11 protein-coding genes are annotated in these 15,512 nt (G+C 68.8%); 5 read left to right on the top strand and 6 right to left on the bottom strand.

What is annotated here, in order from left to right; all coding sequences use genetic code 11:
* Positions 1 to 204: 204 nt before the first annotated feature.
* The 5 genes from AC5RUW_RS01280 to AC5RUW_RS01260 all read left to right on the top strand — a co-directional run bounded on the left by AC5RUW_RS01280 (position 205) and on the right by AC5RUW_RS01260 (position 8,189).
* Positions 205 to 915, top strand: coding sequence for a TetR/AcrR family transcriptional regulator (locus tag AC5RUW_RS01280; RefSeq protein WP_494159015.1), 711 nt, complete (start codon positions 205 to 207; stop codon positions 913 to 915).
* The gene (locus tag AC5RUW_RS01275) at positions 908 to 3,619 is read left to right on the top strand and encodes an MMPL family transporter (RefSeq protein WP_494159014.1); all 2,712 of its coding nucleotides are present in this window, start codon (positions 908 to 910) and stop codon (positions 3,617 to 3,619) included. The genes AC5RUW_RS01280 and AC5RUW_RS01275 overlap by 8 nt, the downstream gene beginning before the upstream one ends.
* 313 nt (positions 3,620 to 3,932) lie before the next feature.
* The gene (locus AC5RUW_RS01270) at positions 3,933 to 4,847 is read left to right on the top strand and encodes a hypothetical protein (protein WP_494159013.1); all 915 of its coding nucleotides are present in this window, start codon (positions 3,933 to 3,935) and stop codon (positions 4,845 to 4,847) included.
* A gap of 190 nt (positions 4,848 to 5,037) precedes the next feature.
* A complete protein-coding gene (locus AC5RUW_RS01265) occupies positions 5,038 to 6,156 on the top strand; it encodes a hypothetical protein (protein ID WP_494159012.1) in 1,119 nt (372 codons plus the stop codon).
* Between the two features lie 491 nt (positions 6,157 to 6,647).
* On the top strand, positions 6,648 to 8,189 hold the full coding sequence (locus AC5RUW_RS01260; RefSeq protein WP_494159011.1) for an HNH endonuclease: 1,542 nt from the start codon (positions 6,648 to 6,650) through the stop codon (positions 8,187 to 8,189).
* A gap of 128 nt (positions 8,190 to 8,317) precedes the next feature.
* On the opposite strand, the gene AC5RUW_RS01255 is transcribed toward AC5RUW_RS01260, so the two are convergent.
* From AC5RUW_RS01255 to AC5RUW_RS01230, 6 genes are all read right to left on the bottom strand, one after another.
* Positions 8,318 to 10,063 carry a CocE/NonD family hydrolase gene (locus tag AC5RUW_RS01255; protein ID WP_494159010.1) on the bottom strand — a complete coding sequence of 582 codons (1,746 nt, stop codon included), beginning with the start codon at positions 10,061 to 10,063 and terminating at the stop codon, positions 8,318 to 8,320.
* Complete coding sequence (locus tag AC5RUW_RS01250; protein WP_494159009.1) at positions 10,060 to 11,004, bottom strand: MBL fold metallo-hydrolase; 945 nt, start codon at positions 11,002 to 11,004, stop codon at positions 10,060 to 10,062. Before AC5RUW_RS01250 ends, AC5RUW_RS01255 begins: the two co-directional genes overlap by 4 nt.
* Positions 11,004 to 11,936: an alpha/beta hydrolase gene (locus tag AC5RUW_RS01245; protein WP_494159008.1), complete on the bottom strand. Its 933-nt coding sequence runs from the start codon at positions 11,934 to 11,936 to the stop codon at positions 11,004 to 11,006. The genes AC5RUW_RS01250 and AC5RUW_RS01245 overlap by 1 nt, the downstream gene beginning before the upstream one ends.
* 137 nt (positions 11,937 to 12,073) lie before the next feature.
* Positions 12,074 to 13,192, bottom strand: coding sequence for an FAD-dependent oxidoreductase (locus AC5RUW_RS01240; RefSeq protein WP_494159007.1), 1,119 nt, complete (start codon positions 13,190 to 13,192; stop codon positions 12,074 to 12,076).
* Between the two features lie 90 nt (positions 13,193 to 13,282).
* A complete protein-coding gene (locus AC5RUW_RS01235; RefSeq protein WP_494159006.1) occupies positions 13,283 to 14,236 on the bottom strand; it encodes a phosphotriesterase family protein in 954 nt (317 codons plus the stop codon).
* A 51-nt stretch (positions 14,237 to 14,287) separates the two neighbouring features.
* Positions 14,288 to 15,307 (bottom strand): phosphotriesterase family protein, encoded by a 1,020-nt coding sequence (locus AC5RUW_RS01230; protein WP_494159005.1) that lies wholly within the window; start codon positions 15,305 to 15,307, stop codon positions 14,288 to 14,290.
* Positions 15,308 to 15,512 lie beyond the last annotated feature (205 nt).

The following is a 15,512-nucleotide window of genomic DNA, read 5'->3' as shown; positions in this document are numbered from 1 at the left end:
CACTCCTTGTTCAGGGCAGCCGCCGGTTGGGAAAGGACGGGCGGCTGTGGCTCAAGTGCCGCGTGGGGGAAGCGGCAAAGCTAAGGCTAACCTAAGCACCGTCGGATTACGCAACATGAACGTTGCGTATTCGAGTGCCGGCACTTTGCCTCAACCCTCCGGCAGGAGTTGCACCGGGTGCAACGATGCACCTAGTGTCGTTACGTGACCGTTTCCGCCGCCTCCTCAGCACCGGACCGCCGGTCCAGCCTGAAGCAGCGCCACCGCCGCGCCATCATCGACGCCGCTGCGGCGCTGATGAGCGAGCAGGGCATGAACTTCAGCGTGGACGAGCTCGCGGTCCGGGCCGACGTCGCCCGCCGCACCGTCTTCAACCACTTCAGCTCCTTGGATGAGGTGATCGTCGAAGCCTGCAGCGAGCTCCTAGGCAGCACCCTGGACGAGCTGATCTCTCCCATGAAGCACGGCACCGGGGTTCCCGGGGGCATGGCGGACCAGGTGATCGCCGCACTGCGCGGCAGCGACGTTGTCGGCCCGATGGCCCGGCTCACCGCCATGCTCGGCGACGGCGGGCAGCTGGGGGACGCGCGCCCCTCACCGCGTTCGGCGCTGATCGCCCTGCGCTCCTTCACGGCCATCACCCGACGGATGTCGGCGGAACTTCGCCTCGCCTATCCGGAGGCGGATCCGCTCGACGTCGACCTGCTCTCCGGAGCCTTCATCGGCGGCCTCGCGGTGCTCTATCAGCACTGGAGCGCAGCCACCGGCGCGGCCGACACCCCTGAATCCCGCGAAGTCTGGACCCGGCTTCGTGAACAGTTCCTCACCGCACTCCAGTCGGGGCACGGCACCACGGCCGTCTCCCGCACGTTCCCTGTTTCACCCACCTCTGACGGAAAGTCTCCCCTTGGCTGAATTCCTTTACCGCCTGGGCGCGGCCGCCGCGCGCCGGGCCAAGACCGTGATCGGGCTCTGGCTCGCGTTGCTGGTCGCGGCCGGCGCCGCGTTTGCCATGTTCGGCGGCACCCTTGCCACCAGCTTCTCCATCCCCAACACCCCCACCGCAGAGGTCACCGAGCAGCTGCAGTCCGAGCTGCCCGAGGCTTCCGGCGGCACCGGCAGCGTGGTCCTGCAGACCGAGGACGGCTCAGCCTTCACCCCCGAGCAGCGTGAGCAGATCAGCGCGCTGGTCACGGAGACGGCTGACGTGGACGGCGTGGAGAACGCTGTCGACCCCTTCGAAACCGAGGCCCAGCGCGCCGAGCAGCGCGAGCAGATCGAGGCCGGCCAGCCGCAGCTCGACGCCGGCCGCGCCCAGCTGGAGTCCGCCCGCGCCGAGCTGGATGCCGGCCAGGCCCAGCTCGACGCCGGGCAGGAGCAGCTGGACGCCGCCCGCGCCCAGGCCGAGGCCGGCGGGATGCTCGACGCCGCCGCGCCCCAGCTGGACGCACAGCAGGCCCAGCTCGATGAGCAGCAGGCGCAGCTCGACGCCGGGCGGGCCGAGCTCGAGGCCGGCGCCGCCGAGCTCGAAGCACAGGCCGTGCAGCTGGAATCCGGCGCCTCGCTGCTGGACATGGCCGCCGAGATCCGCACCGTGTCCGAGGACGGCAGTGCCGCCATCGTGAACGTGGTCTTCTCCGAAGCGCAGCTGGACATCTCCAAGGACACCACCGACGCGCTGGTCGCCGTCTTCGAGGACCAGCGGATCGACGGCGTCACCGCCGACTTCTCCGCAGAAATCGCCGGCGGGGTGCCCAGCATCTTCGGCGTCGGCGAGGTCGTGGGCCTGGTCGTGGCCGGCATCGTGCTGGTGATCATGCTCGGCACCCTGATCGGCGCCGGCCTGCCCATCATCACCGCGCTGATCGGCGTGGGCATCGGTGCCCTGGGCTCCATGGCCTTTTCCGGCGTCGTCGAGATGGCCTCGGTGACCCCGGTGCTGGGCCTGATGCTCGGCCTGGCCGTGGGCATCGACTACTCGCTGTTCATCGTCAACCGGCACCGCCGCCAGCTCAAGGGCGGCTACGACGTCGAGGAGTCCATCGCCCTGGCGAACGGCACCTCCGGCAACGCCGTGGTCTTCGCCGGCATGACCGTGTTCATCGCCCTGCTGGCCCTGAACGTCACCGGCATTCCGTTCCTGGGCCTGATGGGCACCGTGGGCGCCGGCTGCATCGCCATCGCGGTGCTGATCGCCGTCACCCTGACTCCGGCGCTGCTGAAGCTGGCCGGCATGCGGGTGCTCAGCCGCAAGGAACGTGCCGCCCGGGACGAGGCGCACGGCACCGGCACGACGGCGGGACAGGCCCCGGCAGCCGTGCACGGCGCGCACGCGGCCGGCTCCGACTCAGACGGGTCCGACACGGCAGGGTCCGCCGATGCATCCGACGCCGGCTCGGACGCTGCCGGCTCTGCCGGAGCCTCGGTTCCGGGTGCCGCGCAGGCCAAGCCGATGGGCACCGCCCGCGCGGTGCTGACCGCCCTAGCCTGCATTGCCGGCCTGCTGCTGGTCGCCATTCCGGCCCTGGAACTGCGCCTGAACCTGCCGGACGGGTCCTCCGAGGCGACCGACTCGACCCAGTACCAGGCCTACACCGCGGTGTCCGAGAAGTTCGGCGAAGGCCAGAACGGGTCGCTGCTCGTGGTCGCCGAACTGCCCGAGGCCCCGGCCGACGAAGCCGCCGGCCTGGCCGCGCAGCAGGAGATCGCCGAGACCCTGTTCGAGCAGGACGACGTCGCCGCCGTCGCGCCGATCGGCAGCTCCGAGGACGGGCAGACCACCGCGTTCCAGATCATCCCCGAGGAGGGGCCGACCAGCGAGTCCACCGAAGAGCTGGTGCACACCCTGCGGGACCTGTCTCCGCTGAACGGTGAGTACGAGCTGGGCGTGGCCGGCTCGGCGTCGGGCAACATCGACATCTCCGACAAGCTGGCCGAGGCGCTGCCGATCTACCTGGCCGTCGTCGTCGGGCTCTCACTGATCATCCTGATCCTGGTGTTCCGCTCGATCTTCGTGCCGATCGTGGCCACGCTCGGGTTCATCCTGTCCTACTTCGGTGCGCTCGGCGGCGTCGTCGCCATCTACCAGTGGGGCTGGCTGGCCGGAGTGTTCGGCGTGGAGACGCCCGGCCCGATCCTGAACTTCCTGCCCACCATCCTGGTCGGCATCCTGTTCGGCCTGGCCATGGACTACATGCTCTTCATCGGCTCCGGCATGCGTGAGGCCTACGCCCACGGCGCGCCGGCGCGGCTGGCCGTGGTGCAGGGCGTGCGGGCCGGCCGGTCCGTGGTGACCGCCGCGGCGATCATCATGATCTCGGTGTTCGGAGGGTTCGTGTTCTCGCACAGCGCGATGATCCGGCCGATCGGCTTCGCGCTGGCCTTCGGCGTGCTGCTGGACGCCTTCGTGGTCCGCATGCTGCTGATTCCGGCGCTGATGCACCTGGCCGGCGACAAGGCCTGGTGGCTGCCGAAGTGGCTGGACCGGATCCTGCCCGACGTGGACGTGGAGGGCGCCTCCCTGGAGCGCCGCCACCCGCACGTGGACACCTCCGCTGCCGGTGACGGTGACGGCGGGCAGACGGTGGCGGCCGACGCCGAGGCGGGCTCCCGCCGCTAGCTGAACGCCGCGGCCGGCTGCGAAAGGCCGCGGTCGGGTACAGTGCACGCCGGCTGCGCAGGTGCCGCCTTCCCTCCGGGGGAGGCGGCACCTGCCGTTTTAGGGGCGGACCTTCCCCCGACCGGGTTACCTTTCCGGGCCGGTATCGGGGTTTCCGCGTGCCGGTCCGGGCGGGAAACACCGCTCCGACTAGGGTGTCTTCATGGGGAGACAACACAATGAGGGTCGGCCGCCGGCTGTTGCGGCCGCTGATCTGGCCGACGCTGCGCGGGCGATGGAAGCAGCAGGAATCCCGGATCCCAAGGCATACGCAATGACGCTGCTGCGGGCTGCCGAGACGCTCTACATCACCGGTGAGCCGGAGGAAGGCGCGGCGGCCTGCGAGCAGGCGTGGGCCTATACCGAGTCCGTTCCCGCGCTCACCTATGACCGCGAGCTTGCCATCCACCTGTTCACTGCGGCGTGGGACCTGCGCAGCCCGCGGGATCCCTACTACCTGATCGGGGCGTTCCCCCTGGCTGTGGAGGAATACGGGCCGGGCAGCCCTTGGGTCCGCTTCCTGATGCGTGAGCTGAGCCTGTACACCGAGGACATCGCCGACTGGGGACAGCTCGGGTCGGTGCAGGACGACGAGCTGGCCGCGCACCTGCAGCAGATCGCCGAGCAGGCCCTGCGCGAGTTCCCCCTCGACGGCGATGGGGCGGACGGCGGGGAGATTCGCCGGCTGCGCGCCGCCGTCGCCGGCCACGCCACCGTCCTGCTCTTCTACACGGGCAGCCACCAGTGGCGTGAAAGCGTGCTGGAATGGCTGGACGGGCCGATATACGACTACTCCTCCGGGACCGAGCAGGTGCGCTTCCTGCTGGGGCTTCAGGCTTACGAGGCGGCGCGGGCGGCGGCGGAACGCACGCTCGCCGTCGTCGACGCCGACCCGGTCGCCACCGACGGCGAGAAGGCCGGGACGGTGCTCGACGTCGCGTTCGGCATCACCATGGCGCCCGACGACGCCGGGCTGGCCCGGCTGCCGGAGCTGGAGGAACGCGCCGGGGCGCTGGCTGCGGGGCCGCTGACCGACGCCGAGGCGTACCTGGTCCGCGAGAAGATGTACCGCTATGTCGCCCAGCGGATCACCGAGGATGAGGATGAAGCGGCCCAGGCCGAGCAGCGGCAGATGTTCGAGCGGCTCCGCTTCGACCCGTTTGCGGCGCCGACGGGCGGAGAGCCGTGAGCGTGGCGCGGCTGTGACCGGGGGAGCCGGGGCGGGACCGCAGGAACCGGGCCCGGAGCCTGCTGAATCCGGCCCGGGCGGTTCGCCGGGCCGGCCCGCGGAGCCCGGGCCGGGTGCGGCCGCGGACCGACGCGCGGAGGCTGGCCCTCCCTCGTCGTCCCTCCCGCCGGGAACCCCGCTGAAGGAGTCTTTGGCGGGGGAGTGGCTGCGCCCGCGCATTGATTCGACGTGGGGCACCATGCACATCGTCGTGCCGCGTGGCTTCGAGGCGTATGCGCGGGTGTTTCATCCGGTGCAGCGCGACTGGCCGGAGGGATCGGGGTGGGACCGGCAGCCGCCGGACTGGCCTGACGTCCGGGCACCCTCGTACCGGCAGCCGACCATCGAGGACGAGTACATCGGCTGGAGTGCGGTGGCCGAGGCCATGGGAACCACCATGCACCCTCTGGCCCAGTTCACACGGCTGATCAAGCCTGGGATCGAGAGCGTATACGGCCCGCTGGATGCTCAGGGGAGGCGCTATTCGGAGCCGCAGGAGGGCAATCTTGCGGCAGATGTCCTGGCCCGGGTTGCAGGCCATCTGGCTGCCCACACCACTACGCCCGACGCCGGTGTGGCGGGGATCTGGAATGGGTACGGCGGGCTGACGGGTTCCGCCGGGTACGCTCAGCTCGAAGTCGCGTGGTTGGCTGAGGATGCTGCCCCGGAGGACGACGACGAGGAGCGAAGCGAATCCGGGGACGTGGGCGGCGTCGGGCCTGATGAAGCCGGATCTGACACCCCCGGGCCTGACACCCCCGGGCCTGACACCGTGGGGCCTGACACCGTCGCACCTAGGGCGGCCGGGCCCAGGACGGCCGGGGCGGAGGATGTGGATGCCGGCGGTGCAACCAGATGGGTCAGTCTCGAGGAAGCTTATAGCCGGGGCGTTGACCCACGTGTCGATGCTCCGCCGCCGGGGTCGGGCCTGCTGCCGGCCGACGTCGTGCTCGCCCCGACCCTGGATCTTCCGGACCGCAGCTACTACCTTTTCGCCGCCGGCGTGCGGTTCTTTCAGGATCCGGCATGGGTTGAGCGGGTGCCGTGGCACCACATGCCGTGGTTTCCGCAGTCGCCCAACCTGCTGTGGCCCGCGGACCATGCCTGGGTGCTGGTCTCGGAGATCGACTTCGACTCAACGATTGTCGCCGGCAGCAGGGAGCTCATCGCGGCTCTTGTCGCGGATCCGGAGATCGAGGCCCTTCCGCTTCCGGAAGGGGCAGACCTCTCCTGGGATGCCGACGAGCTGAACCGTCCTGACCTGTCCTGAACGTCGGAGGCGACCCGGGTCGGCCGGAACGGACCTGAACCGACCTGAGCAAGGTCAGCGGCCTGTGCGGGACAGGCGTCGGCCGAAACCGGGCTGAACCGTCGTGAACCACGTTCGTCTGAGCAGGTATTTGCCGGCTGAAAACACAGGTAAAAACTGCCGGAGGACCGGTAACGAACGGTGCTGGATAACCCCCTTTTCGGCCCTGTTTTGTCAGTGCCGGCTGAAACTCTTAACGCATGGAAAAGCCGCAGACAAACACCGGGCAGAGACTGCTTTTCGATGCTTCGGTGTCGGCTGTGCCGCCCGGACCTGTGGCCTCCTTGAGCGCGGGACCTGAGCCTACGGTGCCGTTGCTCCCAACGGGACTGCTGAACGAGCGCGGGGTCGCCCTGACCTTTAGTGCGCAGCCAGCTGCATCTTCTAATGCCCAGCCCGATGCATCCTCCACGTCCGCACCGCCGTCACTGCCTGAGGGATTCGACGGCTGGTTGTCGCTGAGAGCTGCGGAATCCCTCGATGATGCCGAGGCCGCAGCCACGCTCGCCCGGCTCGACGCCCTGATGGGGTGGGCGCAGGCGCAGCAGGCCCGGGTGGTGGCGCGGGTCGAGGAGTTGGTGGACCGAAAGGCGAAGTCCCTCCTACCTGCGGAACAGACAGAGGGAGCGGTCCTGTCCGCCACGGCCGCCGAGGTGGGCGCGGCGCTGCGGCTGCCGCACATGAGCGCCATGCGCCTGGTCTCCGAGTCCGGGAAGCTGACACGGGAACGCTCCGCCACGCTGGCGCACCTGTCGTACGGGGCCGTCACGTATCCGCAGGCCCGGGTTCTGCTGGAGGAGGTGCAGTTCGTCCCGCCGGAAGACGCCCCCGCCTTCGAGACCGAGGCGCTGCAGGCGGCCCGAAACCTGACGGCAGCGCAGCTGTCCCGCAGGGTCCGCTCCCTCCGCGAACGGCGTTATCCCGACACCATCAGACAACGGCACCGGGATGCCTTGTCGAAACGGCGGGTCTGGCTGGAACCTGCACCTGACGGCATGGCCTGCCTGGGAGCGATGATGGCCGCCGAGAAGGGCATGGCGCTGTTCGCGGCGCTCTCTGCGGCTGCCCGGGGCCGGAAAGACAGCGGCGACGAGCGGACCATGGATCAGCTGCGCACGGACCTGCTGACCGGAACCCTGCTGGGGACGTCGGGCCGGGAGGAGCTGACCCGCACCGGGGCGCCCGCCGCTTCCTCCGGGTCCGCTCCAGACGTGGCCGCCGGCGCAGGAACCCACCCGGTCCGCGGCGCTGCCGCCCGCACAGAGGGCCTTGATGCAGACACCGACACCGACACCGACACCGACACCGACACGGATTTTTCGCGGGCCAAGGCCGAGATCATGGTCATCATCAACGCAGACACGCTCTTCGGAACCGACGACCAACCCGCGGAGCTGGCCGGATACGGTCCGATCAGCGCCGACGCCGCCCGCCGCCTCGCCCGACGGAGCAGGTACTGGACCGGACTGGTCCGGGACCCCGCCACGGGAGAAATCCTGGCCGTTGGACGGCGTCGGAAAGTGCCTGCCGGCCTCTCCCGCTGGCTGCGCGCCCGAGACGGAACCTGCCGATTCCCCGGATGCAGCGTGAACGCGGCCAGGTCGGAGATCGACCACACAGTGCCCTGGTCCCAAGGGGGCCGGACAGACCATGACAATCTCGCCCACCTGTGTCCGAAGCACCATCGGCTGAAAACGCAGGGCTTCTGGAAGGCATGCCAGAGAAAGCCCGGGCAGCTCACATGGGGTTCCTCGTTGGGCGGGAGCTACACCACTGATCCTCAACTCACGCTGAGACCTCCAGGGGCTGGCGCTGTGGACGGAGAGCCGCATAAGGCAGGTGCGGCGGCCATCGCCCCGGGCACGATGCCCGGGCAGGAGGCGAAACGGGAGGCATGGCTGGAGAACGCCCGGCTCCGACGGTTTCCTGCCATGCCGCCCGTAGAGCAGTCCGGGGCTGCACCCGCCACACCGGAAATCCCGCCGCCGTTCTAGGGCGGCTCCTGGCAGCGGCCTGCATATCCACAACCTGAAGGCGCCGATGCAGGGCATCGGCGCCTTCAGCGGCGTCCTGGTTCGGCTCCGTCCGGACGGTGTGCGGCAACGCCCGCGGAGACCCGGAGCTACTTCCGGACGGTGTACGGCAACACCAGCCGGGACTGGTGTTCGGCGTCGCGGTAGATCTTGTGCGTCACCGGGCGGCCGACGGGCAGGTGGAAGGCGTCGGGCGGCAGCAGCGCGTTGTGCTCGTCGGCCAGTGGTTCATTGTTGGACAGCTCCGCCACCAGGCGATGACCGGGACGGAACGTGTTGGCGAACGGATACAGCCGCACCACATACTCCTCGACGGACCCCGGTTCCACCGGCACTGCCCGCGTGTGCGGGTGGTACGGGTTGCCCTCCGTCGTCCGCTCCTCGTCGAGCTCGCGGTGGGAGGCCTTCAGATAACCGGTGGTGATCAGCTGCCGCTTGCCGTTCGGAGCCGCGTCCCACAGCCGCAGGATGAAGTTTGTGTCGGGCTGGTCGATCTCCGCGAAGATGTGCGCGGCACCTGTGCCGATCATCTCCGTGGGCTCCTCGAACACATCGCTGCTCCAGGTCAGAATCTCCACCTTGTCCGTCACTGTGAGCGGAGCCTGATAGAAACCGTCCGGGGCGGCGTATTCGACACCCATGCGTTCAGGCTCAGCCGACAGCCTGCGACGGGTCCGCAAATACAGCGGCCGGTACTCAATCTCCTTCGGTGGCCACTGGTCGGCGGTGACGACCTCGCGGGAACCCTCCACAAACACAGACACCGCGGGCTCGTCCATGACCCCGTTGTCTATGCCCTTGATCCAGTAGTCGTACCACCGGAACATCTTGTCGTGCTCTTCGATGAACGGGCGCGACTGCATCGGCGGGTACGGGCCGATGTCGAGCTTCTTCGGACCCTTCAGGGCGTTGTAGAGCTCGATCGTCCCGTCCAGGGTCCATCCTCGGCCCTGGTCAAGCTGCAGCCACACCGGAATGTCGATATTGGGAGCCAGCGTGATCGGGTTCCGCTCCTCGTACCACTCACCGTCCAGGTCGTTCATCACGATGTCGAACCACGCCTCGTGGTTCGTCGGGTAGTTCAGCACATGCACCAGGTTCGGCCACGCCGCGACGTCCGGGTCCTGAAGCCGCCGGGCGACCAGCTTCTTCAGCTCCTCGGGCGAGTGCTTCTCGATCATCCGCGACTTCACCCGGTCAGTGAACGCCCAGCCTGAGTCTCCGCCCCGGCCCTCCCGTGCCGCACGCGGCATGAACCACATGACGCCGCCGTGATAGGTCGTTTCGTAAAAGTCGTAGTGCCCGCCGGAAACGAAAATCGCCTTCAGGCTCGGCGGCCGTTCCGCGGCAGCGAGGACCTGCATCGACCCGAAGTAGGAAATGCCGACCATGCCGACATTGCCGTCGCACCACGGCTGCGCCGCCACCCACTCGATGAAGTCGTAGGCGTCCTGGCCCAGGGACACCCCGCCGGCGTTGTAGTTGCCGATGTGTTCACCCCCGGAATCGCCGGAACCGCGCAGGTCTCCGATGACGTGGACGTAGTCCTCCTTCACGATGCGGGCAATGTCGCCGGCCTCAATGCACCCGTCCCACATGGGGCTGGGCCGGCGCTGCGGCGGCATGGTCAGGGCCAGCGCCTGCAGCTCCTTGCCGTACGGGCTCAGCGCCACCAGGGCCGGCCGCGGCTTCTCCTCCGGGCCCTGGTAGGCATCGGCGGCGAGCTCGACGCCGTCGCGCATGGGTACGCGCAGGTTCTTCCGGACCGAGATCGGCAGCCCGCCGGCGCGGATCGTCTGGAAACTGGCCATCTTGTCGTGAAACTCCTCAGTCATGACGTATGGGACGTCTGATCGAACTGGATGCGGTAGCCGTGCAGCGTGGTGAAGAACGGTGACGGTTCCAAGGCCGGGTCGGCCTCATAGCCGAGCTCTTCGGCCACCGGGGCGAAGGGGGAGTAGGCCGACCCGGTGTCCTGCAGGCCCTCCCGCAGGCAGCGGCCCACGCTCTGCCGGATCCGGTCCTCAATGGCCAGGCTTTCGGCCAGGGCGCGGGACGCTTCTCCGGCATCCAGCTCGACGCCGTACGGGGAGCCGTCAGCGGCACGGTATGGGTGGCCCAGGTACATCCGCTGCGGGCGCACCTCGTCGCGCAGGTATCGGAGGCTGGCCCGGTAGGCGTCTGGATGCGCGTAGCCGGGGAACCGATTGGCGGCGCCATGGACCTGCACCGCGTCACCGGTGAACACGGCCCCCTGGCCGTCCAGTTCGTACGCCACCGACCCGGCGGTGTGGCCCGGAACGGAATGCACCGACACCGTTACGTCTCCGCCCAGCGACAGCCTCTCGCCGCCCCGCACCAGGACCTCCGGCTCCATTTCGCCGGAAATCGCGTGCTGCACGGTCCGGGTCTGCTGCCCGACGCCGTCGGGATCATTCAGGTACCGGCCACGCCCGGCCTGATACTCGTCCACATGGGCCTGCCGGGAGCGCAGCAGGTGCGCGTCGGCTTCGTGAATGACAACCTTCGCCCTGCCGCCGGTCAGGTCATGCAGGGCCTGCGCCCCGCCGAGATGGTCGATGTGCCCGTGCGTCAGCAGGATCCACCGCACCTCGTCAATGCTGCGGCCCAGCTGTTCCAGCGCCGGAAGCAGCCCCTCCGCAGGTGAGGACGCGATACCGGTGTCCACGATCGCCGGTTCCGGCGCGTCAATGAAGTAGGAGTACAGGCCGAACCGCCCCCACGGCGAAACCAGCGGATGGACAGCGGCCCCCATCAGGCGCCCTGCCCGCGCCGCAGGAAACCAGCCGTTTCCTTGAAGGCCTCGTAGAACTCGGGAATCCAGGAGAAGTTGGCCACGAACCCGTGGTTGGCGCCCGCGTACCGCGACTGCACGACGTCGACGCCGGCCTCCGCCAGCTTCCGCGCGTACAGTTCGCCCTCGTCACGCAGCGGATCGAATTCCGCGGTGATGGCCAGGGCCGGGGGCAGGCCGGACAGGTCCGCGCGCTTGATCGGCGAGACCAGTGGGTCCGCCGGGTCGGCGCCGCTGTCCAGGTAGAACGCGTTGAACGGCTTCAGCCCGGCCGTTTCCAGCCCGTAGCCGACGGCGTTCTCCCGCAGCGAGGGGTACCGGTCGACGTCGAAATCCAGGTCGAGCGACGGGTAGAACAGGATCTGGTGGGAGATCGCGTCGAATCCGTCGTCCCTGGCCATGCCGGTGACCGCGGCGGCGAAGGTCCCGCCGGAACTGTCTCCGGCCACAGCCAGGCGGGTGCCGTCCCAGGCCAGCTCGGACCCGTGGTCCGCAGCCCACCGGAGAACTGCATAGCAGTCCCGGAGTCCGGCCGGGAAAGCCGCCTCCGGAGCGCGGCGGTATCCGACGGAGATGACCTTGAATCCGGTCTCCTTGGCCAGTGAGCGTGCCACGTGGTCATGCGTCTCCAGGCTGCCGAGGAAGAAGGCCCCGCCGTGGAAATAGACCAGCACACCGTAGGACTCCGCCTCTGCCGGGGTGTAGATCCGCACCGGAACGGCCCCGTCCGCCGTCGGAACGGCAACATCTTCGACGGCGTGCAGCGGCAGCCGGTCCTCCACGGGAGGGACCTGTGACTCCTCCCCGGCGCGCATCGCCGCCGGGTCCAGGGGGGAGCCGTCGGGCGCGGGTATGGTGGCGAGGATCTTGGCGATTTCGGGATGTACTGGCATGGCTGGCCTTCGTGTTGGTGCTGGCTTTCGCCGCCGGGCTGCCGGCGGCCGGGTCTGGATGTGCCGCTGCTCCGGCCGAGCCCCGGATCGGGGGCCGGCCGGAGCCGCTGCGTGCGGGTCCGGCTGGGGCAGGACCGTTAGCTGATGGAGGACTTTTCCGGGAACGCAGTTTCGACGGCGGCCGCGTTCCAGCCCAGCCGGGACAGGCGCTGCAGCTCGTCCGTCAGCGGCTTGCGTGCGGCCTGGTAGCGGGCCAGCGCATCCGGCACGGAGCCGGCGGCCAGCAGCGCGTCGGCCAGCCCGCCGGCGTCCTGGATGGCGGAGTTGGCGCCCTGGCCCTGGTGGTGCAGCATCGCGTGCGCGGCGTCACCGAGCAGGACCACGGAATCCGTGTGCCAGCTGTCCACCGGATCGATGTCGTATACCGAGCGGCTGGTCACGGTGGCGAGGTCGAGGTTGCGGGCGATCTCCACGATCCGCTCGTCGAACCCTTCGAGCAGCGACACCAAGTAGTCGTTGGTGATCTCCGGCGCCCAGGACTCGTCGGTGGACGGCGCGGTGATGTCGTACGAGACCTGGCCGCGGTGCCGCAGCGGCAGATTGTAGGCGATGGTGCCGTTGCGGCCCATGTAGAAGCGCGGGTTGTCGTCGATGACCAGGCCCTGGGCATCCTCGAGGGCAATGACCGCACGGTAGGCGTGCTCGCCGGCATGCACGGGCTCGTTCTGCGAAAACAGCGACCGGCGGACCAGGGAGCGGATGCCGTCGGCCCCGATCACCAGGTCGGCGTCCACCTGGACGCCGTTGTCGAACGTCAGGCGGGCCGTCGTGCCGAGGTCCTCAAGGGCGGTCAGCTTGTGGTCAAGGTGTACGACGTCCTCCGGCAGGGCGCCAAGGAGCGCGTCGATGAAGTCGCCGCGGTGGATGATGCGGGTGTGGTTGGGCTCTGCGTAATCGTTCAGCTTCGGCCACACCTCATGGGCCAGGACCTGCCCGCCGTCGCCGGTGAGGATTTCCAGGTAGTCGCTGGGGGAGCTGACGGCGGCGATCCGGTCGAAGATGCCCCACTGGCGGAACAGCTCGACCGTCGGCGGCCGTAGGCCGATGCCGGCGCCCACCTGTCCCAGGGCGGGTGCCTGCTCGTAGACGTGGACATTCTCGGCGCCGATGCTACGCAGGGCGATGGCGGCGGCTGCTCCGCCGTAACCGCCGCCGACGACGGCAATGTGGAGGTTCCGGATCTCAGAGGTTTGCATGGCTGTGTCACTTTCTGTGTGCGGCGCTTCGCTGCGCCGGACGGTGGAGGGCAGTGCCCGGCCGGCTGGAACCGGGGACGTGCGGCTGGGTCAGCTGCGGATGGTGAGGAAGTCGGCGGGGTTGTCGATAAAGAGGGTCTCGACGGCGGCGTCGTCGAGACCCGCGGCCCGCAGGTCGGGAATCAGGTCCTCGAAGATGTAGTTGACGGTGTGGCCCTTCACCCCGGGCCAGCCGAGCGGGCTGCAGTTCGCGTCGGCCGAGGCCAGCAGCTGGTTCAGGTGGCCCTTCTTCACCAGGTCCAGGAAGTGGTCGAGGCGTTCCCTGCGCGGCCGGGCCCAGAACGGCGGATCCGGCAGCTCGGTTTCGTAGCCGAAGGTGTCGAAGCCGATCCGGCCGCCCTGGCTCATGATCCATTCACTGGGCGTGTTCGGGGCGTTCAGCCCGTCGTCGGCGTGGCCGAAGAGCACCCGGTCCAGCGGCAGGCCTTCCTCGGCGAAGATCCGGATCGCCGGTTCCGGATCGATAGCCAGATGGGTCAGGATCGGTACGCCGGTGCGGACGGCGGCACGCGCCGCTGCCCGGTAGATGCGCTTGTCCAGCTCGGTCATCCGGCCGCCGCGGCTCACGCCCACCTTGATGACGCCGGCCTTGGCGCCGGTGTCGCCGATGCCGACCGTGATCTCGTGGATGAAGACGCCGGCCAGGTAATCGACCGAAGCGCGCGCGAAGTGCGGCAGGGCGGTGTCGCCGCCGACGAAACCCGTGCAGGCGACAATATGCACGCCGGTCTTCTTCGACAGCGACTTGTAGTAGTCGACGTCGCGTCCGTTGCAGATGCCGGTGGCGTCAACGAAGGTCCCTCCGCCGTACTCGTGGAACCGGCGCAGCTTCGGCACCGTCTCCGCGTAGCGCTCCTCCGGCGTCTTCCACCAGCGGCTGTCCAGCTCGCTGCCGGGCATGCCGTAGCCGATGTGCTCATGGACGGCTACGATTCCCAGCTCTTCGGCCGGGATCGTGCCCAATACAGTGTTTACCTTCGACAAACCAACACCTCGAAAACCTAGAAGAAACCGTGGATACCGGACCGACGCCGGTCAGCGCACCGTCAGCAGGGACTGCGGATTGTCCGCGAGGATGCGTCGGGTGAGCTCCTCGGACAGCCCCTGCCGGTGCAGAAGGGGAACGAAACCGGCCAGGACGTGGTTGAACGGCAGGTCGTAGTCGGGCTGGCCCTTGGCCACTCCGATGCAGTTGGAAGAGAGCAGGATTCGGTCGGCGAATCCCGCCTCGGCGAGCTCGGCGACCAGGGCAGCGCGGGCGCCGTCGTCGATGTACGCGTCGTCGTCATTCAGCCCGACGTGGTCGATGGCCACATAGGCGCCGCGGCGGGCTACTTCCAGCGGCGCACCTGCTCCCACCGCGTCCTTGCGGTCCAGGCCGCCGACGACGATCCGGTCGGCGGGAAGCTGCTCGTCCAAAACGACGTCCAGCTCACGCAGCGCATCGGCGCCGAACCGGACCGAGACCGGAATACCCGTCGCCAGGGCCGTCCTTGCGGCACCGCGGAACAGACTTTCCTCCGTGGGGGTCATCCCGGTGCGGTCGGCCGCCGTGGCGACCAGGCCGGCCGGAGCCCGCCGCTCGAACCGGGGGATCACCATGCCCTCGGTCACCTCCCGGCTGAACAGCTCCGCGAACTTTTCCGCCGGCCACGGCGTGGGCGGGTTGGTCTGCGGGGTCAGGAAGTAACCGCCGAGCATTTCCTCGGGGCCCATGCCGGTGGACGCGACGATGTGCACGCCGGTGGACCGGGACAGCGCCTCGTAGAGCAGCAGGTCCCGGCCGTGGAACATGCCGGTGCTGTCCACGATGGTTCCGCCGCCCCGGGCTCGGTAGTCGCGCAGCTTGGCGGCAAGGACCTCGAAGATCTCGGCGCGGTCCATGCTGATCTCCGGCGCGTATTCGGCGCCCGGGATCACGGAGAGCAGGGCCTCGTGGACTGCGGTGACGCCCAGTTCCGCTGCGGCAACCGGGCCAAGGACGGTGTTGACCACGGCGTTCCGGGCGGCAGAGCTGGGGGAGGTGCCGGCGTCGTCGCCTGCGAAGTGGCTCAAGGGCCTCTCCTTTGAAGCTTGGTTCGGCAGCTCAGTGATCCAAGCCACTGGCTGATGTGACCGCCATCATCACAGCTTTCTTTACATGATGTCAAGCAAACACAGTGATCCGCATCTCTCTCGATGCAGCGTAGGCAACCTTGACAAGGAGTAAAGCCTTCTTCCAGACTGAGGTCCTGTGATACGCGTCACGGCCGGGAAGGCC

The organism is Arthrobacter sp. Y3222053 (assembly GCF_059092805.1).
The sequence above is the reverse complement of the archived record's forward strand: the minus strand, read 5'-3'. Positions and strand labels throughout refer to the sequence as shown.

Excerpts from the sequence above, each read along its gene's own strand:
- AC5RUW_RS01250 (WP_494159009.1), bottom strand. The coding sequence starts at position 11,004 with ATGGGGGCCGCTGTCCATCCGCTGGTTTCGCCGTGGGGGCGGTTCGGC.
- AC5RUW_RS01240 (WP_494159007.1), bottom strand. The coding sequence starts at position 13,192 with ATGCAAACCTCTGAGATCCGGAACCTCCACATTGCCGTCGTCGGCGGC.
- AC5RUW_RS01245 (WP_494159008.1), bottom strand. The coding sequence starts at position 11,936 with ATGCCAGTACATCCCGAAATCGCCAAGATCCTCGCCACCATACCCGCG.
- AC5RUW_RS01255 (WP_494159010.1), bottom strand. The coding sequence starts at position 10,063 with ATGACTGAGGAGTTTCACGACAAGATGGCCAGTTTCCAGACGATCCGC.
- AC5RUW_RS01270 (WP_494159013.1), top strand. The coding sequence starts at position 3,933 with ATGACGCTGCTGCGGGCTGCCGAGACGCTCTACATCACCGGTGAGCCG.